This is a genomic window from Neorhizobium sp. P12A, from assembly GCF_008365395.1.
Lineage (GTDB): Bacteria > Pseudomonadota > Alphaproteobacteria > Rhizobiales > Rhizobiaceae > Rhizobium.
Map to the genome: position 1 here is coordinate 167,407 of NZ_QOVX01000002.1, position 19,258 is coordinate 186,664.

Annotated in this window: 17 protein-coding genes; 8 read left to right on the forward strand and 9 right to left on the reverse strand. The window is 61.3% G+C overall.

Features of this window, described 5'->3' with window-relative positions; translation table 11 throughout:
* The first annotated feature begins 19 nt into the window (after nucleotides 1–19).
* The 4 genes from DTW90_RS06800 (at nucleotide 20) to DTW90_RS06815 (ending at nucleotide 4,223) form a co-directional block, all read left to right on the forward strand.
* Entirely contained in the window at nucleotides 20–1,519 is a 1,500-nt protein-coding gene (locus DTW90_RS06800; protein WP_132520129.1) for a CpaF family protein, read from the forward strand.
* A gap of 3 nt (nucleotides 1,520–1,522) precedes the next feature.
* Complete coding sequence (locus DTW90_RS06805) at nucleotides 1,523–2,530, forward strand: type II secretion system F family protein (RefSeq protein ID WP_132520132.1); 1,008 nt, start codon at nucleotides 1,523–1,525, stop codon at nucleotides 2,528–2,530.
* A gap of 17 nt (nucleotides 2,531–2,547) precedes the next feature.
* Nucleotides 2,548–3,528: a type II secretion system F family protein gene (locus DTW90_RS06810; protein WP_149337267.1), complete on the forward strand. Its 981-nt coding sequence runs from the start codon at nucleotides 2,548–2,550 to the stop codon at nucleotides 3,526–3,528.
* Between the two features lie 62 nt (nucleotides 3,529–3,590).
* The gene (locus tag DTW90_RS06815) at nucleotides 3,591–4,223 is read left to right on the forward strand and encodes a LysE family translocator (protein ID WP_149337269.1); all 633 of its coding nucleotides are present in this window, start codon (nucleotides 3,591–3,593) and stop codon (nucleotides 4,221–4,223) included.
* A gap of 10 nt (nucleotides 4,224–4,233) precedes the next feature.
* On the opposite strand, the gene DTW90_RS06820 is transcribed toward DTW90_RS06815, so the two are convergent.
* Nucleotides 4,234–5,064, reverse strand: coding sequence for a tetratricopeptide repeat protein (locus tag DTW90_RS06820; RefSeq protein WP_149337271.1), 831 nt, complete (start codon nucleotides 5,062–5,064; stop codon nucleotides 4,234–4,236).
* A 146-nt stretch (nucleotides 5,065–5,210) separates the two neighbouring features.
* Here DTW90_RS06820 and DTW90_RS06825 point away from each other — a divergent pair, with 146 nt between their 5' ends.
* The 4 genes from DTW90_RS06825 to DTW90_RS06840 all read left to right on the forward strand — a co-directional run bounded on the left by DTW90_RS06825 (nucleotide 5,211) and on the right by DTW90_RS06840 (nucleotide 8,276).
* Nucleotides 5,211–6,602 carry a M17 family metallopeptidase gene (locus DTW90_RS06825; RefSeq protein WP_132520144.1) on the forward strand — a complete coding sequence of 464 codons (1,392 nt, stop codon included), beginning with the start codon at nucleotides 5,211–5,213 and terminating at the stop codon, nucleotides 6,600–6,602.
* Nucleotides 6,603–6,754: 152 nt separating this feature from the next.
* Entirely contained in the window at nucleotides 6,755–7,105 is a 351-nt protein-coding gene (locus DTW90_RS06830; RefSeq protein ID WP_132520147.1) for a MarR family winged helix-turn-helix transcriptional regulator, read from the forward strand.
* Between the two features lie 11 nt (nucleotides 7,106–7,116).
* Nucleotides 7,117–7,965: an NlpC/P60 family protein gene (locus DTW90_RS06835; RefSeq protein WP_149337273.1), complete on the forward strand. Its 849-nt coding sequence runs from the start codon at nucleotides 7,117–7,119 to the stop codon at nucleotides 7,963–7,965.
* Between the two features lie 77 nt (nucleotides 7,966–8,042).
* Nucleotides 8,043–8,276: a hypothetical protein gene (locus tag DTW90_RS06840; RefSeq protein WP_149337274.1), complete on the forward strand. Its 234-nt coding sequence runs from the start codon at nucleotides 8,043–8,045 to the stop codon at nucleotides 8,274–8,276.
* Between the two features lie 7 nt (nucleotides 8,277–8,283).
* On the opposite strand, the gene DTW90_RS06845 is transcribed toward DTW90_RS06840, so the two are convergent.
* From DTW90_RS06845 to DTW90_RS06885, 8 genes are all read right to left on the reverse strand, one after another.
* A complete protein-coding gene (locus tag DTW90_RS06845; RefSeq protein WP_149337276.1) occupies nucleotides 8,284–9,690 on the reverse strand; it encodes an amidase in 1,407 nt (468 codons plus the stop codon).
* Between the two features lie 34 nt (nucleotides 9,691–9,724).
* Entirely contained in the window at nucleotides 9,725–10,591 is an 867-nt protein-coding gene (locus tag DTW90_RS06850) for an ABC transporter permease (protein WP_149337278.1), read from the reverse strand.
* Nucleotides 10,588–11,541: an ABC transporter permease gene (locus DTW90_RS06855; protein WP_149337280.1), complete on the reverse strand. Its 954-nt coding sequence runs from the start codon at nucleotides 11,539–11,541 to the stop codon at nucleotides 10,588–10,590. Before DTW90_RS06855 ends, DTW90_RS06850 begins: the two co-directional genes overlap by 4 nt.
* Nucleotides 11,542–11,626: 85 nt before the next feature.
* Nucleotides 11,627–13,156: an ABC transporter substrate-binding protein gene (locus DTW90_RS06860; RefSeq protein ID WP_188079894.1), complete on the reverse strand. Its 1,530-nt coding sequence runs from the start codon at nucleotides 13,154–13,156 to the stop codon at nucleotides 11,627–11,629.
* Between the two features lie 152 nt (nucleotides 13,157–13,308).
* Nucleotides 13,309–14,229: a LysR family transcriptional regulator gene (locus tag DTW90_RS06865; RefSeq protein WP_132520168.1), complete on the reverse strand. Its 921-nt coding sequence runs from the start codon at nucleotides 14,227–14,229 to the stop codon at nucleotides 13,309–13,311.
* A 144-nt stretch (nucleotides 14,230–14,373) separates the two neighbouring features.
* Nucleotides 14,374–15,378 carry a P1 family peptidase gene (locus DTW90_RS06875; RefSeq protein WP_149337284.1) on the reverse strand — a complete coding sequence of 335 codons (1,005 nt, stop codon included), beginning with the start codon at nucleotides 15,376–15,378 and terminating at the stop codon, nucleotides 14,374–14,376.
* Nucleotides 15,379–15,535: 157 nt separating this feature from the next.
* Nucleotides 15,536–15,730 (reverse strand): hypothetical protein, encoded by a 195-nt coding sequence (locus tag DTW90_RS06880; protein ID WP_132520177.1) that lies wholly within the window; start codon nucleotides 15,728–15,730, stop codon nucleotides 15,536–15,538.
* Between the two features lie 517 nt (nucleotides 15,731–16,247).
* Nucleotides 16,248–19,175 (reverse strand): aminotransferase, encoded by a 2,928-nt coding sequence (locus tag DTW90_RS06885; protein WP_132520180.1) that lies wholly within the window; start codon nucleotides 19,173–19,175, stop codon nucleotides 16,248–16,250.
* Between the last annotated feature and the right edge of the window lie 83 nt (nucleotides 19,176–19,258).

Here is a 19,258-nt window from a genome sequence, read left to right on the forward strand (position 1 = left end):
ATAGAAATGGATTGTCGGCATGTTTGGCAAACGCGGAAATGAAGGTTTTGGAAAGAGCGGAGCTGGAGCTCCGCCTCCGACCCCGTCGCATGCGCCGACGCCGACGCCGAATGTCAGTGCGCCGCCGCAAAGTTCGACCACACTGATGGAACCGGCTCGCGAAAGCGCGAGCCCGCGCCAGCAGGTAACGCCGCCCCCGATGCAAACGCCGCAGCGCCGTCGCCCGGCCCGCACTGAAGAGTATTACGATACCAAGGCTCAGGTCTTCGGCGCGCTGATCGATACGATCGATCTCTCGCAGCTCTCCAAGCTCGACGGCGAAAGCGCGCGCGAGGAAATCCGCGACATCGTCAACGACATCATCACGATCAAGAACTTTGCGATGTCGATCTCCGAGCAGGAGGAACTGCTCGAGGACATCTGCAACGACGTTCTGGGCTACGGTCCGCTGGAACCGCTGCTGGCGCGCGACGACATTGCCGATATCATGGTCAATGGCGCCGGCCAGACCTTCATCGAAGTCGGCGGCAAGACGATCGAGTCCGAAATCCGCTTCCGCGACAATTCCCAGCTGCTGTCGATCTGCCAGCGCATCGTCAGCCAGGTCGGCCGCCGCGTCGATGAATCGAGCCCGATCTGCGACGCCCGCCTTCCCGACGGCTCGCGTGTCAACGTCATCGCGCCGCCCTTGGCGATCGATGGCCCCGCGCTCACCATCCGTAAGTTCAAAAAGGACAAGCTGACGCTCGATCAGCTCGTCCGCTTCGGGGCAATCACGCCAGAAGGTGCGACCGTCCTGCAGATCATCGGTCGCGTGCGCTGCAATGTCGTCATCTCGGGCGGTACCGGCTCCGGCAAGACGACGCTCCTGAATTGCCTGACGCGCTACATCGACACCGACGAACGCGTCATCACCTGCGAGGACACTGCGGAACTGCAGCTGCAGCAGCCGCATGTCGTGCGCCTGGAAACCCGCCCGCCCAATATCGAGGGCGAGGGCGAGATTACCATGCGCGATCTCATCAAGAACTGCCTTCGTATGCGTCCCGAACGCATCATCGTCGGCGAAGTGCGCGGACCCGAAGTCTTCGACCTCCTGCAGGCGATGAATACGGGCCATGACGGTTCCATGGGCACCATCCACGCCAACAATCCGCGCGAATGCCTGAGTCGTATGGAATCTATGATCGCCATGGGCGGCTATACGCTGCCGGCGAAAACCGTCCGCGAAATCATTGCGAGCTCCGTCGACGTCGTCATTCAGGCGGCCCGCTTGCGCGACGGCTCCCGCCGCATCACCCAGATCACTGAGGTGGTCGGCATGGAAGGCGACGTGATCATCACCCAGGACCTGATGCGCTACGAAATCGAGGGCGAGGACGCAGCCGGCCGCCTGATCGGTCGCCATGTGGCAACCGGCATCGGCAAGCCGCATTTCTGGGATCGCGCCCGTTACTACAACGAGGAAAAGCGCCTTGCCGCCGCCCTCGACGAGATGGAAGACAAGTCGAAGGTCTAAGGGATGTTCGGAATCGATCCGGTCATATTGCTGATAGTCGTCCTTGCCGCCGTCTCCGCGGCGGCGATCTGCTATACCTTTCTTTATTCCCAGATCGAGAGCCAGAAGAAGGCCGAGATTCGCGTCAACCGCGTCAAATCGGCCGAGGTCGATCGTGTCAAGGTCAAGGCTGCCCGCGACCGTGTCCAGGAAATGTCGAAGCGACGCAAGTCCGTGCAGGATTCCCTGAAGGACCTGGAAAAGCGGCAGCAGGAAAAGAGCAAGAAGGCCCTATCGCTCAAGTCGAGGCTCACACAGGCGGGTCTGCCGATCACGCCATCGCGCTTCTATATCTTCAGCGTGCTGTTTGGCCTGTTCGTTCTGGTCGTTGCCTTTATCGCCGGTGCGCCCAAGCCTGTTGTGTTCGGATTGCCCTTCGCTGCCGCCTTTGGTCTTCCGCGCTGGGTCGTCGGCTTTCTCATCAAGCGCCGCCAAAACAAATTTCTCGAGGAATTCCCGAATGCGCTTGATGTCATTACCCGTTCGTTGCGCTCTGGCCTGCCGCTGAACGACGCGGTGCGCCTGGTCGCCTCGGAAGCCCAGGAGCCGGTGAAGACCGAGTTCCGTCGCGTAATCGAGGCACAGCAGGTAGGATTGAGCATGTCCGAGGCATGTGCGCGTATGACCAGCCACCTGCCGCTTCAGGAAGTCAATTTCTTCGCGATCGTCATCGCAATTCAGTCCCAGGCCGGCGGCAATCTCTCGGAAGCGCTCGGAAACCTTTCGAAGGTGCTGCGTGAACGCAAGAAGATGAAGGCGAAAGTGAGTGCACTCTCGATGGAGGCCAAGGCTTCCGCCGTCATTATCGGCGCCCTGCCTTTCATTGTCGCAACGCTCGTCTACCTGACCTCACCGGCCTACATGATGATCCTTTTCACCGATCCGCGAGGCCATCTGATCATGGCCGGCTCCGCCGTGTGGATGTCGATCGGAATTTACGTGATGAAAAACATGGTCAGTTTCGATATCTGACCTGAAGGAAGGCCCCCATGTCCACTGATCTCGCAGCTACGCTTACCGATCCGGGGATGATCTTGGCGGTCGCCGTCGCAATTGCCGTTTTTGCGACCTTCTACACCATCGCCATTCCCTATTTCGAGCGCGGTGATCTCAGCAAGCGCATGAAGGCCGTATCCACGGAGCGGGATCTGATCCGGGCCCGCGAGCGCGCCAAGTTGAATGCTGACCCGGCCAAGGCGTCGTTGCGCAATCAAAATAGCCGACCGATCCGACAGATCGTCGAGAAGTTCAATCTGCGCGAGGCGCTCGTCGACGCCAACACCGTCAACCGTCTGCGCGCCGCCGGCTTTCGCTCCGAAAATGCCTTGAACACCTTCCTTGTCGCGCGGTTCGTGCTGCCTTTCGTCTTCCTGATTGTTGCAGTCATCTGGGTATTCGCTCTCAATCATCTTGTGACAAGGCCACTGCCGATCCGCCTGCTGGCCGTCATCGGCTTTGCCTATGTAGGGTTCTATGCCCCGAACCTGTATATTTCCAACGCCATGGGCAAGCGGCAGAAATCGATCAAGCGCGCATGGCCGGACGCCCTCGATTTGATGCTGATCTGCGTTGAATCCGGCATCTCGATCGAGGCGGGCATGCGGCGCGTTTCGGAAGAGCTTGCCGAGCAATCACCGGCGCTCGCCGAAGAGATGGTCCTGACCACGGCAGAGCTGTCGTTCCTGCAGGATCGCCGCCAGGCTTTCGACAATCTTGCCAACCGTACGCAGATCGAGATCGTCAAGGCCGTTACCCAGGCTCTGATCCAGGCGGAGCGCTATGGTACTCCTGTGGCGCAGGCGTTGCGTGTACTCGCGCAGGAAGGCCGCGACGAGCGCATGAATGAAGCGGAGAAGAAGGCGGCCGCCTTGCCGCCGAAACTCACGGTGCCGATGATCCTGTTCTTTCTGCCTGTCCTCATTGCGGTCATTCTAGGCCCCGCCGGCATCCAGGTCATGGATCGGTTCTGACGGCGATATTGCTCCGCCTCCTGCTCGAAGCTAATGATTGGCATCTGAACGGGAGCTACCTGATGTCATCGATTACCGTATTCCTGACGATTGCCGCAACGCTTGCGATCGGCGCCATGAGCCCGGGGCCGAGTTTCGTCCTCGTCTCGCGTATCTCGATCTCGCGCTCCAGAAAGGCGGGGCTGGCAGCAGCCTTCGGCATGGGGGCAGGGGGCGTCGTCTTTGCGACGCTGGCCCTGCTTGGCCTGACGGCGCTGCTGATGCAGCTTTCCTGGCTTTATCTGGTGCTGAAAATTACAGGCGGCCTCTATCTGGTCTATCTCGCGGTCAAGATTTGGCAGGGCGCGACGCAGGATATCGCCATGGATGTCTCCGGCTCTCCGGCAAGTTCAGGTATCGTGCGGAATTTTGCCTTCGGTCTCGCCACACAACTCAGCAATCCCAAGACCGCGGTCGTCTACGCCAGCATTTTCGCGGCGCTGCTTCCCGCGCATCCGCCTCTCTGGCTTGCCCTCACGATCCCGCCCACGGTGTTCTGCATCGAAGCCGGCTGGTATTCGATCGTTGCCGTCGCCTTCTCGTCGAACCGGCCGCGCGCCATCTATATCGGTCTCAAGCGCTGGATCGATCGGCTGGCCGGCGTCGTCATCGGCGGCCTCGGCATCCGCCTGATCGCCGAAAGCCTGCCCCGTTAGGCCCAGTTACTCAGTTGACCGCTTTGGTCTCGGTCTTGTCGCCTGAGGCGAGCTTTTGCCAGGATCCCTGCTGCGACAGCATGGAGCGCAGGTAGGCGACATTCGCGTCCGCCTGTTGCTGCGTCAATTCGCGCCGGGCGATCTGTTCTGCTTCCGGAAAACGTCCCTGCAGGCCGACGACAAGCGCAAGGTTCTGCCGCACACGGCTATCGGCTGCCGGCTGGGCCACAGCCGACCGCAGATAGGTCTCCGCGGTCCTGAGATCATTGGTCAGCACGTAGGACATGCCGAGATTGGACAGGATCGACGGTTCGTTCGGCTGCAGGTCAAGTGCGTCGTGATATTTGCGGCGCGCTTCATCGGAGCGGCCAAGCTGGTCGAGGATCGCGCCTTCCGCCGACACCAGCTTCCAATCCGGGCGATCCGGCGTTTGCGCGCGATCGATGGTCGAGAGCGCTTCGTTGAGCTGGCCCGCGGCCGCCTGCGCCTTGCCGTAGGCGGCAAGCACCGTGCGGTCGCTGGGGTTTGCGATCGCCACCTGCTGCATGACGGCGAGCGCCTGGTCGTTTCGCCCGGTCATGCGCAGCACATTGGCGTAGCTGACGCCGACGGCTGGATCCTTGGGATGAGCGTTATAGGCCTTGCTGAACGATGCGCTTGCGCTTGCAAGCTCCGTCTCGTTCATCTGATCGACCGGCTTGGACATCGTCGGGATAGAACCCGTCGTCATGTTGTCTTTCGATGTCGTCGAACATCCGGCCAAACCCAGCGCCAGAATGGCCGCAAAGGCTCCGAACAATGGACGAATTTTGAGAGAGGACGAAAGTGCCGAGGCGGTCATGCGCGGTCCCTGAAATCCATGATCCTGCGCCTGGCCTCTAAACGGAAGCAGGGAAGGTTTGACGCAATCTTCACTCCAGCAATAATCTGTTAACCCTAACAGAGAGTTAATCCGTTGATTCCCGCTGCGATCGTCGAAGGAAAATTATGGCCCCCTATCAGTTTATCGAACGTCCGACCCCCTTCAATACCAAGGGGAGCAAGACGCTGCCGATCTTCGCCGTGACACCGGCGCATATCGACACAGGCACCATCGATCCCATCGCTCTCGATTGGGCACGCAAGGCGGGTTACAGAGCCGAAAGCGGATCGCTTCTGCTGATCCCGACTGAGGAGGGGCATCTTGGCGGCGCGCTCTATGGGCTGGGTTCCAATCCTTCCGAACAGCCCTTTCTGACAGGAAAGCTGGCGCGCACGCTGCCGGCTGGCGACTGGCATATCGAAACGGCGCCGCTGACCGCCAATCGTCTTTCGCTCGGCTTCGGTCTCGGCAGCTATCGCTATGAGCGCTACAAGTCCGAAAAGGCGCAGGCGCCGACGCTGCTCATTCCGCGGGATGCCGACGCCGCCGATATCAAGCGTCAGCTGGCCGGCGTCTTCCTCGCCCGCGATCTCATCAACACGCCAACCAACGACATGGGCCCGGAGCAGATGGAGGCGGCCTTCCGCGCTCTCGCCGCGCACTATAAGGCCGAAATGTCCGTCATCATCGGCGACGATCTCCTGAAGGAGAATTTCCCGCTGGTGCACACGGTCGGTCGTGCCAGCGCCGACGCGCCGCGCCTGCTCGAGCTGCGCTGGGGCAAGAAGGGACACCGGAAGGTCACGCTGGTCGGCAAGGGCGTCTGCTTCGACACCGGCGGTCTCGACATCAAGCCGGCAGCCTCCATGCTCCTGATGAAGAAGGACATGGGCGGTGCAGCCAATGTCATGGGCCTTGCGCTGATGATCATGGACGCCAAGCTCAAGGTCGATCTCCGCGTCATCATCCCCGTCGTCGAGAACTCGATTTCATCAAATGCCTTCCGTCCCGGCGATATCTACACGAGCCGCAAGGGATTGACGGTTCAGATTGACAATACCGATGCCGAAGGCCGGCTGATCCTGGCCGACGCGCTTGCCTATGCCGACGAGGATGCGCCTGATCTGATGATCGATATGGCAACGCTGACGGGCGCAGCCCGCGTGGCACTCGGCCCTGATCTACCGCCCTTCTTCACCGACGACGAAACGCTGGCGCATGACCTGATCGAGTCCTCGATCGAGACCGACGATCCGCTGTGGCGTATGCCGCTCTACATGGGCTACGACAAGGATATCCGCGCCAAGTTCGCCGATATTACCAATGCGCCCTCGGGCGGCATGGCCGGTTCGATCACGGCGGCACTCTTCCTCAAGCGCTTCGTGACGAAAACGCCAAGCTGGGTGCATTTCGACATCTACGGCTGGGCGCAGAACGAACGCCCGCATTCGCCGGGTGGCGGCGAGGCACAGGCGATCCGGGCGCTATACCATCACATTCGCGAGAGCGTTCGCTAAACCTTTGTCCCCTCTCCGATCGGGGAGGGTTGTCTCATAGCAGGCGAGGGGCCTCAGCCCCTCCCTCCTTTGCCGACAAGCAGAAAGCCCTTGAATCCGCCATGATCTGCCCGCTAAATAAAACGGCAGCGTAATGATATCCGGAGCTCGGCTTGCCGCTTGAATTGTCCGCCTCGCAGGCTCTTGGTCTCTGGCACGGCGTGTCGCTGGAGCAGGTGCGGCTGGACAAGCGCGATCTGACGCTGAGGCAGATGGCGATTCTGCTGCAGATCTATCTCGTGCCGCCGCCGCACACGGTGCGTGGCCTTGCGGCGACGCTTGGCGTCACCAAGCCGGTCATCACCCGAGCCCTGGACACGATGGGCGAGATGGGATTGGTCGACCGCGTTCGCGACGACCGTGACCGCCGCAATGTCATTATCAAGCGAACGGTGACCGGCGCGCTCTATCTGGAAAAACTTGGCGATCTCGTCATGGATCAGGGCCGCAAGCTGCCGCTTTAAGGAAGAATGGAATGTTCGATCGACGACTGCATGCCTTCCGGCCCGACATTGCCGAAGCCTCGCTCAAGGGCAAGGTCGAGGCGGGGCGTTTTGTCGAGGGAGAAAAGGCGCGCATCGCCGTCCCCGTCGCGCCCTTGCGTCCGGCACCTGATGCTATCAGGGGCATCGATACAGAACTCCTTTTCGGTGAAGACATCACCGTCTTCGAGCGCAGGGATGGCTGGTGCTGGGTCAAGGCCGAAAGCGATGGATATGTCGGCTATCTCCCCGAGACGTCGATCTCGAGCAGCATGTCCGAGCCGACGCATATCGTCCTGCCGCAGCGGACCTTCCTCTATCCCGAGCCGGAACTCAGGAAGCCCTACGTCAGCGTGCTATCCATGGGCAGCCGTGTCCGGGTGACTGATGCCGTGGAAGGGCCAAGGCACAACCGCTATGTCGTGCTTGAGGATGGCACCGCGATCTTCGAAAAGCACGTCAAGCCGATCAGCGAGATCGGCGGGGATGATTATGTCGATATCGCGTTCCGTTTCCTGGAGACGCCCTATCTCTGGGGTGGCCGTTCGGGACTCGGCATCGATTGTTCCGGCCTCGTGCAACTGTCCCTCATGATGACCGGACGCAGCGCCCCGCGCGATACCGATATGCAGGCAGCTGGTTTGGGCGAGCCGATCGAGCGCGAAGAGCTGCGCCGGGGCGATCTCGTCTTCTGGCCGGGCCATGTGGCGATCATGAAGGATCCGGAGACGATCCTCCATGCGAACGGCAACACCATGTCGGTCGTCCGGGAAAATTTCGAAGCGGCGATCGAACGGATCGGCTGGCTCTACGATCGCCCGACCGGGTACCGCCGCCCCTGAAGCAATAGTGGAACTCTAGGCGGCCGGAATCGTTACCCATTTGGATTAATCACTGTGCCGATGCCGGGAGAATAGCTATGCCGGTTACTGCAATGGAATTGAAGGTCAAAGACATCGTCAGCAATGGCCAGCTTCCGAGAAGCAGCAAGGTGAACGAACTTCGGAAATTGCAGAGAGAAACGCGGGGCGTCCAGCGAGCGGTGATCGGAAGACCGATGACCATAGACGATGGCATTCAGGATGATTTGCGCGTCGTCGAGAAAGCGCTCCAGCAGCTCGGTGCCGATACGCAGGACAGCGGCTTGATGTGACTGGCTTTCAGGCCGTTGCTTGTTGAGAGGGCCTCTTCGGCCACACGCTCATGCCGCCAGTCCAGCCTTCGAATGCCTTCGATAACTGTAGCACCCGCATGTCGCCAAACCGTGGCCCAATGATCTGCAGGCCGATCGGCATGCCGGACCGGGAAAACCCGCAATTGATCGAGGAGGCCGGCTGCTCGGACATGTTCCAAGGAACCGTGAAGCAGATATGCTCGAAGGGCCTTTGCGGATCGTTGGTCGGCGATGCCCATTCCGCGGAGTAGGAAACGATCGGATTGGTCGGGGAAAGCACGGTGTCCACCTCAGTAAACAGCTTTCCGCAGGTCTTGCGCATCTCGATCGTCTGGTTGAAGCCGCGCACCGCCTCGACGCCGCTGATATCGGCGCCGCCTTTCGCCCAGTCATGGATGTAAGGCAGGATCGACTGCCGTCGTTCCTCGCTCAGGCCGACGATATCCCCCCAGAAGCGGGCTCGCCAGAACACGTCGAGCCCGTCGAGCATTTCTCGCGTCAGGACCGGCGCGACATCGACAACGACAGCGCCGGCTTCCTCGAAACGCCGCGCTGCAGCGGCAACGGCATCGCGAACCTCGTCATCCACGGCAAGCCCGCAGCCGGCATCCAGCATCAGCCCGATCTTCATGCCGCGCACGTCGATATCGAGATCCATCCAATTGATATCGTTGGGGGGCAGGCTGGTTCCGTCACGCCAGTCCGGCCTCGATAGAGTTGCCATGGAATAGGCGGCATCCTCCACTGTGCGGGCCATTGGTCCCGCACAGCGCCCGACATAATAGGGATCGACCGGAATGCGCCCATGGCTCGGCTTGAAGCCGAAGACACCGGTCCAGCCGGCCGGCAGGCGCACCGATCCGCCGATATCCGTTCCGATATGCAGAGGCCCATAGCCCGCAGCGGCAGCCGCCGAAGCACCGGCGCTCGAGCCGCCGGGGTTCTGTGTCGGGTCCCAGGGATTGCGGGTGAGTTTGTGGAAGCTCGAAAGGCCTGACGACAGCATGCCGTAGTCGGGGCAGGTGGTCTTGGCAAAGAGGATTGCGCCGTCTTCGCGCAGGCGGGCCGCGATCGGTGCATCCTCTAAAGCCGGCGTCAGTTCCGTCGCGCGCGTGCCGAGCGGCACTGGCTGGCCCTTCGTGGCGATCAGCTCTTTGAGTGTCACGGGAATGCCGTCGAGCGGCCCCGTCGGCGCACCCTTTGCCCAGCGCGCGGTCGAGGCGGCAGCCATGCGGCGCGCTTCATCGGGGTCGTAGGCGTAGAGCGCCGATATGACAGGCTCCCAGGCTTCGATGTGCTTTTCAAGCGCCAGCCAGTATTCGCTGGGCGAAAGGCTTCTTTCTGAAAAACGCTTTAGCAGGTCGCGAACGGAAATGTCGGTTTCTTCAGCCATGGTCGATCTCTTGGCGTCTCTCGCTTTGAAAAATCTATCGGCTCGCCTCGCGCGGGTCGAGCAGGTCACGCAATCCGTCACCCAGCAGGTTGAAGCCGAGAACGGAGAGGGCAATCGCAAGGCCGGGCAGGATCGCAAGCCAGGGCGCAAGCGCCATATAGGTCTGCGCATCGGCCAGCATCCGCCCCCAGGTCGGCGCCGGCGGCGGCACGCCGAGGCCGAGGAAGCTCAGGCCCGCTTCGGTCAGGATCGCGAGGCCGAGTTGGATCGTTGCCTGAACGATGATCCCGCTCATGATGTTCGGAAGCACATGGCGGGTGGTGATAGTGAGCCGCGTATTGCCGAGCGCTCGCGCCGCCGTTACGTAGTCGCGGCTCCACGCTTGCAGCGCAGAACCGAGCGCGACGCGGGCAAAGACGGGAATCATGAAGACGGCAATCGCGATGATCGCGGTCATGCGGCCGGTGCCGAGAAAGGCGCCGAGTACCATGGCCGACAGGATCGGCGGCAGCGCGAAGATGACGTCACAGGCCCTGAGCAGAAGAGCCGCGAACATACCGCGCTCAGCCGCCGCAAGCATGCCGATGATCGTTCCGATGAAGCCACCGATCGCAACGGCCAAAACTGAAATCGACAGCGAATTCCAGCATCCGACCATTAGCATCGACAGAACATCACGACCGAACTGATCCGTCCCGAGGATGCCGAAGGTAAGCGGCGGCTGCAGCTTGTGGATGATCTGTATCTTCGCCGGCGGCAGCGGCGTCCAGAACAGTGACAGGACAGCGACGCCGGCCAGCGCGAGGATAATGAGGAGGCCGACAGCGAGGTTGGTGCGCTTGCGGATGCGTCGATAGCGCGAGCGTGGCGCGATGATGCGGTCGACGGAGACGGCGCTCATGCATGGCCCCCGGCACGAAGACGCGGATCGATCACCAGATAGGAGACATCGACCAGGAAATTCATCACGATGACAAGGCCGGCAAAGAACAGCACCACGTCCTGCATGACGATGATGTCGCGCTGCGTCAGTGCCTGGTAGGCCAGCCGCCCGAGGCCCGGCAGGTTGAAGACGTTCTCGATCAGCACGGCGCCGGCAATCAGGAAGGTGAATTGCAGGCCGAGGATGGTGAGGATCGGCACCAGCGCATTCGGCACGACATGGCGCCAGAGAATGAAGCCGTTCGACAGGCCCTTGGCGCGCGCCGTGCGGATGAAATCCTCATGCAGCGTATCGAGAACAGCCGAACGCGTCACTCGTGTCAGCACGCCCGCCTGCGGCAGGGCGAGCGCGACTGCCGGCAGGACAAGCGCCCGCAACGCCGGCAGCGCGCCGCCGCCCCATCCGGGAAAGCCGCCGGCCGGCATCCAGCCGAGCGTCGTGGCAAAGAGGATGATCAGCAGCAGCGCCACCCAGAAACCGGGCACCGCGATGCTCATCTGCGAGAAAAGCGAGGCGACGACATCGAACACGCCGCCGCGCCGGGCCGCAGCTGCAACGCCGAACGGAAGCGCGATCAGCACCGACAGGATGATGGCGAGGATTGCGAGTGGCAGGGTCACGGCGAGCCGTTCCAGGATCAGCCCGGCAACGGGGACGCCATAGGTATAGGACTGGCCGAGATCGCCGCTGATCGCGCCTGCGAGCCAGCCGAGATATCGCAGGATCAACGGCTGATCGAGACCCATCGCGTGGCGAAGTGCCGCCAATGTCTCCGGCGTCGCCGACGTGCCGAGCGTGATCGCCGCCGGATCGCCCGGCAGGACTGCCATGACCGTAAAGACCAGCAGCGAAACTGCGATCAGCGTCAGGATAAGCCCGATGATCCGGCGGGTGAGGAGGACGATCATTGCATTCCCATGCCGGACCTCTTCCGGTTCAGTATCGATATGTCATTCGGCTGGCGGCTCATGCCACCGGCGGCGTTCTGATGGGTCATTCCTCCCAGGAAACATTCGTCAGAACGTTCGACGGGATCGGTTCGTTTTCCCAGAGCCCCTTCAGCTTCTTGTCCCAGACGCCGAGCTTGGGCATAACGAAGAGATAAAGCGCCGGCACGTCCTCGGCGAGGATCTTTTGCGCTTCGCCATAGAGCTTGTTCTGCTCGGCCGGATCTGATGTCTCCTGGATCTTCTTCATCAGGTCGTTGAAGGCGGGGACCTTGTAGTTGAAGTAGTAGTTGTCGCGCGAATAGATATCGATATCTAGCGGCTCCGCATGCGCGACGATGGTCATGTCATAGTCGCGGCCGGTGAAGACGTCCTGCACCCACTTTGCCGGAAACTCGGTCGGCTCGATGTTCATCGTCACGCCGATATCGGCAAACATCGCCTGCATCACCTGGGCGCTACGCGGCGCATAGGGCATCTGCGGTGTCTTGATGGTGAAGGTGAAGCCGTTGGGGTAGCCGGCCTCTGCCAACAGCGCCTTGGCCTTGGCGGGATCGAAGGGCAATGTGCCGGTCATGTCGACATAGCCCGGATCGTTCGGCGTATAGTGGCTGCCGATCGGCGTGCCCAGGCTCGACCATGCGCCGTCGATGATCGTCTTGCGGTCGAGCGCCATCATCAGCGCCTGGCGCACGCGCTTGTCGTTGAAGGGTTTGCGCGTGTTGTTCATGCCCGCAACGACCTTAAGCTCGGTATTGCCGACCTTGGTCGTAAGCCGCGCGTCGCCATCGAAGGAACTCATCAGCTCGGGTGCTCCGAATTCCGGAAAGGCGTCGACGTCACCGGCCCTGAGCGCCGCTGCTTCCGCCTGCGGATCGGCAATGAAGCGGAACGTCACCTTGTCGAGCTTTACCTGGACGTCCTTGTTCCAGTAGTCGGGGTTCTTGACGAGATCGACATGGTCGCCCTTGGCCCAGGTGGAGAATTTGAACGGCCCGGTGCCGACAGGCGTCATCTTGTCATTGGCGGCCGACTTCGGACCGACCATGACGGAGGAGGGCCAGCCGAGCCAGTAGAGCAGGCTGCCGGCCGGCGAGGACAGATGCAGCACCAGCGTCTCGGCATCGGGCGTGTCGATCGAGGCGATCGTCGAGAAGAAGCGCTTCTGCGGATTGACGGAGTCGGCGCCACGCGCCCGGTCGAGCGCGAACTTGGCGGCGGCTGAATCGAATGCCTCGCCATCGTGGAATTTCACGCCGGTCTGCAGCTTGAACGTATAGGTCAGGCCATCGGGTGAAATCTCCCAGCTCTTGGCGAGCTGCGGGATGACCTTGCCGCTTTCGTCGATTGCGACAAGCCCTTCAAAAACGTTCTGCCATGTCACCTGGCCGATCGCGACGGGTGCCGCAATCGTCGGATCAAGGCCCGTCGGCTCGACGGCCATGCCGAGGTTGAGCGTGGTCTTGGCGGCCTCGGCCGGCGTCAGGCCCATCAGCATCAGGCCGGCCGACATGGCCACACCCAGGGAAAGGAGCCGGACGAGACGCGTTGAAGACGCGAATGAAACCTTGATCATCATGTTCCCTTGTCTGGCTGCCGTGGCGTGACGACAAACCCCTTTTGAAGAAAATAGTGGCACCGCGCCGGTGCACACACAATGTCAATTTTGTGTGCTCGGTGTAGCCGAAAAAGCTACACAGGAAATTGTCGCCGGATGCAAGCCCGCAGCTATTCTTTCAAGTCACTCCTGCGGTCGGTTCGCTCGCGCATGAAGCGCTCGATGAAATCGAGAAGCTTCGTCGCAGCAAAGGATAATTGCCGATCGGGCGCGACGCAGAGATCGACATGGGTGCGGACACGGCTCTTGCCGCTGAGCGGTATGGCGACCAGCTGTCCCGCCTGGATTTCGCGATTGACGGTCAGCGCGGGCAGAAGCGTGACCGCGGCGCCGCTGAGAACAAGCTCCTTGAGCATTTCCAGCGAGCTCGTGATGAAGACCGGATCGAGCTCCAGTCCTTCCTTCTCGAACAACGCATCGAATGCCTGCCGGAAACCGAAGGACTGTTCCGGCAATGCCAGCGAATATTCGGCGAGTTCTCTCAGCGAAATATCCTGCCGCCCCGCCGCCGGGTGGTTCGGCGCCGCTATCAGGTCGTAGGCGATCTCCGAGCGCAGTCGCACCTTGGCGCCGGACATTGCCGGTGCAAACAGCGTAACGGCAATATCGGCCTCGGCACTGTTGACGGCTTCCACCGCCTGCCGCGCGCTGGTGATCGCTACCTGGAACCGCAGCTTCGGATATTTGAGGCTGAATTCGGCAAGCGCCGGCGCCAGCAGATTGGCGACGGTTGCCCCGTTGGCGTAGATGCTGACGCGTCCGCGCTGCAGTCCCTTCAGGTCGCCGATCAATTGCTGCACATGGTCGAGTTCGCGCAGCGTCCGGCCGGCCCGGGCGGCCAGCAGTTCGCCCGCCGCCGTCAGTTTCACGCCGCGGGCGCTGCGCTCCACCAGTGGCGCTCCGAAATGATACTCCAGGTTTTCGATCTGCCGGCTGATCGCGGTCGGGGCGACGTTCAGGTTCTCCGCAGCCTGGCGCATGGAATTGGTCCTGACCAATTCGTCGAAATACATCAGGGCCCGGATCTGCATTCACTTAAACTCCGCCGTTTGGCATCCTTTTCCTTTAGAGCAATTCCAGCAAAAGTGTTATACGGTTTTGCGTCCGGAATTGCGTCTATTCAAAGAGATAGAGCGGGTCGGCGATTCGAAGAAAAGCGGACGCGCTCTAGGCGATCATCGTCCCGCAGGAAAGCGGTCGCGCCATGCCTTCTGAGCCCCCTCGACCGGGAGCGCTGATGCCTCATAGATACCGCGGGCAATGGCGCGGGCCATGACCGATGTCGCGAGGTGACATAGTTCCATGAAGTCCAGCATATCAGCCATCGGTCGGTGCCCCGTTGAAGCGGCAAAGACCGTGTCGCCGTCGAAGGGCAGATGGGCGGGCAGCAGCGCTCTCGCCAGCCCGTCCTGGCCAAGAATGGAGAGGCGGTGCGCCTCGGCCTTGGTGAGCGTCGCGTCGGTGACGATCGCGCCGATCGTGGTCGCTGTAACATTCACGCCTTTCAGGCGCATGGCAATGTCCCTGTCCGAGATCTGCTGCGGTAAGCCCAGCCCGCCGAACTCGCCGCCTCTCTCGAATGGTGCACCCCAGAAATGCGGGCCGTCGCCGATCGTCGCCGAGCCCAGCGCATTGACTGCGACGATCGCCGCAATCCGATGTCCTGTGCTGCTGACGGCACTCGCCGAACCGAGGCCACCCTTGAACGTCGCAGTCGTCGCGCCCGTTCCGGCGCCCACGGTGCCGAGCTGGAAAACGCCCTTCTTCGCAGCCTTGAAAGCGTCGTAACCGAGTTCGCGGTAGGGCGATTGCAGGCCCCAGTCCTTGTTGCCGCCGTTCAGCAGATCCATGAGGATCGCCTGCGGCACGATCGGCACGCGCGTCGTTCCCACCTGTAGCCCACGTCCGGCTTCTCGCAGGCCCGCCTGCACGCCACCGGCAGCATCGAGGCCGAAGGCCGATCCGCCCGAGAGCACCAGCGCATCGACCGTACCGACCGTCATCGAAGGATCGAGCAGCGCCGTGTCGCGTCCTCCGGGAGCGCCGCCCAGCACGACGCCTGAGGCAATCGCCGGCTCGTCGAAGACAACAGCGGTAACACCGGATCCGAGAGACAGATCCGTGACGTTGCCGACGGAAACGCCTTCGATATCGGTGAGGAGATTAAGGAGGTCGGCCACGGGTTATCCTTCGCTCGTCTGACATGCGCAGCATGCTGGCGATAGGATCGCAAAGAGGCCGGAAAGACAAGACCGCCCCGGCCTGAGGCTCGGAGCGGTCTTAATTGTCGGGACTGACATAAATGGCAGTGGCTAGAGTCCCGGCCGTCGGCCTATGTCAGACATGCATCGGCCTTGCGTTCTGGCGCGCCAACAGGTCACGGATGGCGAGTTTCACCTCATCCGTGTTCCGGAAACGCTGCTCATCAAGATCATGCACATGGAATTTCACGGCGATGAACTTCAACCGATCTTCATCCGGGACAACGATGCCGACGGGAACGCCGGCGTATTCGATCACTTGCTTCTTCATAAAAAATACTCCCACTGCACTCACGTGGCGCAGATACGGCGAATTGACAGTTTTGGTCCGAGTGGGGGACGAACGTCACATTCGACAGCGCGGGCGGGAGAGTGCGCCCGAGCGGTCATGGCCAAGCACGAACCGCCCAAGGCCAAAAGCGATGACTTCGTATACCTGCATATCACTTTCCTTAGTTGGCGTTGTACTTGTATGGCTTTCCGGGCAGACCCGGACAGTCACCGATGAGCCGTTATTAATCTACCAATGATGTAGACTATAACGAAGATATCTACGGAACTATATTCCGAAAGATGTCAAAATGTCGACGATCGGAGAAATAAAATTCTTTTGCCGGCGAAGTTTAGGAAAGAACGATATCACGCTTTCGTACGACTTCGCGCGGCGAGCGGCTCGCCGATCACCGACCTACATTTAGGAAGTCGCAGCCTTATCGACAATGCCCAGTAAGGGTAAAAATAGGATGGTCGCGAAATCACCCTAATGGTTAATGCCGCCTTGAAGGCGGCTACCACCCCTCATCCAGCACCTTTTCCAGGGCCTTCAGGAAGAAATCGGCACTTTCGGGCTGCAGGCAGAGGGGCGGCTTGATCTTCAACACATTGAGGTGATCGCCAGTCGGCTGCATGACGATGCCGAGCTCGAGCAGCCGATCGCAGATCGCGGCCGTTTCTTCGGTGGCCGGCGTCAGCGAATCATGGTCGCGGACGAATTCGAGACCGAGATAGAGACCCATGCCGTGAACGGCCCCGACCAAGGGAAAGCGTCCCATCAGCCCGACAAGCCCGGCCTTCAGGCGATCGCCGACCTCACGTGCGTTCTGCTGCAGTGCCTCGTCCTTCAAAATGTCGAGAACCGTCAGGCCGACGACAGAGCTCACCGGGCTGCCGCCGGTCGAAGAGAAGAAATAGCCTTCCTTTTCCAGTGATTCGGCGATCTCGCGGCGGGTAATGACGGCGCCAAGCGGGTGGCCGTTGCCCATGCCCTTGGCCACGGTGATGATATCGGGCACGACGCCCTGCTGTTCGAAGCCCCAGAAAAAATGTCCAAGGCGGCCGTAGCCGACCTGCACCTCGTCGGCGATGCAAAGACCGCCGCGCTCCCGCACCAGGGCATACATCCTTTCGAGATAGCCGTTCGGCAGCGGAATGCCGCCGGCATTGCCGTAGACTGATTCGGCGATGAAACCGGCAAGTCCCTCGTTCCTTTCCCTGATCCCGTCGAGAACTGGCATTGCCGCCTCGACATAATCTGCGGTTGATTCCGGTCCGCGGAAGCGACCGCGATAGGTATTCGGCGCCATCACGGGATGCACCCAGTCCGGCCGCGTCGTCAGAGCCTGCGGATTGTCGGCAATCGAGGTGGAAACGGCATCGCTTGCGACCGACCAGCCGTGATAACCCTCCAGCAGGCAGAGCATATTCACGGAGCCGGTATGCGCCGCGGCCAGACGAAGCGCCAGGTCGTTGGCTTCCGATCCGCTATTGACAAGAAAGACGCTGTCGAGCCCTTCCGGCGCCAAAGCCGTCAGCCGCTCGCAGAATTCCGCGACAGCCGCATAGTGAAATCGGGAATTGGTGTTGAGCCTTGACCATTGCTGCTCGACCGCCGCCGTCAGCCGCGGATGCGCATGACCAAGAATAGTGACGTTGTTGACCATGTCGAGATAGGCGCGGCCTTGCACATCGAAGAGATGTTCCCGCCAGCCGCGCTCGATTTGCGGCGGATACTGATAGTAATGTTTCTGCGGCTTGGCGAAATGTGCGTCGCGCAGCGCGAGCCAGGCTGTGGCCTGCGGTCTCGGTGCGTCCATCGCCGGGTTGAGAATGCCGGCCGGGGACGGACATATGTCCGCCCAGACCTCGGCATGACCGGCGCTGCAGAAAAGCGGCGGCACCAGCGAGGGCATGCGGCAGAGCTGGACGCGCAACCCGCCCACCGAAGCTTCTTCTCCCGAGACGGTGCCGAGGGGCTCGCCCGCTGCAACTTCGGCGTCCTCTTCCAGCGAGGAGTCCGCGCCGTCGAGATGAAGGCTAAGATCGTCTGACGACAGAACCAGATGCTGCCCCTGCCAATGGATGCGCCCGGCAAAGGGCGCTGCGACTGCGGTGCCTGCCGGCAGGCAGATATCGCTATGCAGGGCGAAATTCTGCGGTGGCTCAAGGCTCAGGGTCTTCGTATGGGTAAGCCGGAATTCGCCGTAGCGTGTTGCCGCAATGCTGGATTCGATCGCGGCCCTTGCGAGCAGCTGCCAGTCCATATCCGGTTTCGACCAGTTGCCGTCCCCGAAATTCGCGCTTGTGACCGAGAGGTCGATGACTGTCATGGTCTCGGATGCAATGTCGGGCAGCAGCGGCAACCAGCCCGTCTTATCGAGCGCAGGCATGTCCACGCCCACCGCCTTGAGGATTGCGGCCTCCATGACATCGGGATCTGCCGAGGTGGCGATCTCGAAGATTTTGCGTTCGTATTCCAGATTGCGGCGGACGTAATCATTGTCCGGATCGATGGAGAGCTGCTGCTCGCCGCTGGCGGCAAGGATGACGGCGCGCGCCACGGTCAGCGGCCAGAGCGCACGCAGCTCCGCATCGTTGAGCGGATAGGCGGCGTGGTAGGCCTGAATTGCCGGAAGGATGGCGAATGCGTCGCCCTCCACGTGATGCAGAAGCGAAGCGCAGGTCACGGCGAGATCGCCGACCAGCCAGCCCTGGATGATGTCGCCGAAATCGATGACGCCATCAGGGATGAGACGGCCGTTGGCATCCGGCCGGCTGACGACGTTGTCGCCTGTCACATCGTGATGAACAGGCTGTATGCGCAGGCCGCTTGCCAGCGGCTGGATCCGCTTGACGGCTGCCACCATCGCCTTGGCGATACGGTCGCGGGTTTCGTTGTTGGTGATTGCCGAGAGCAGCTGCACGGCAACCGGGCCCGCGCGGCGCAGATCCCATTGCAGGTTGCGGTCCAGTCCGAGATGGTCGAAATCGGAGAGATCGCTGGCAAGGCGTGCGCAGAGCGCGCCGAGGGCCGAGATCGAGGCGACCGGGAGGTGCTTGCGGCCCGTCAAAGACTGGCCGTCGAGATATTCCAGCAGGCGGACCCGGTATTCCTGATCGTGCAGGGTGAGGTCGACGATCTCCTCACCACTCAAGGATGGAATGACGGCCGGAACGCGCAGCGCATTTTCCTTGGCCTTGAGATGCCGAATTGCCGCATTCTGCGCTTCGAGTTCGACAACGGCGTATTCCGCCCGGCAGATCTTCAGCACGTAGTGCGCCTGATCGGTTTCGACCCGATAATTCCGGTCCTGCTGGCTGCCGAGTTCGCTGAGCGTGCCGGAAAGTCCGTAATGTATGTGAAGGATGTCCGATGCGTCTTCCGCCGAGACCTCCGGTCTTGGCAATTGAATACGGTTGGCGAGAGCGACGTCGGCCATGGCATCCCCGGAAAGCGGTTATCTACAACAGCAAATAAGCGCAAACCTGCCAGCGGCAAGACAAAGATGCAATCGCCCGTGAT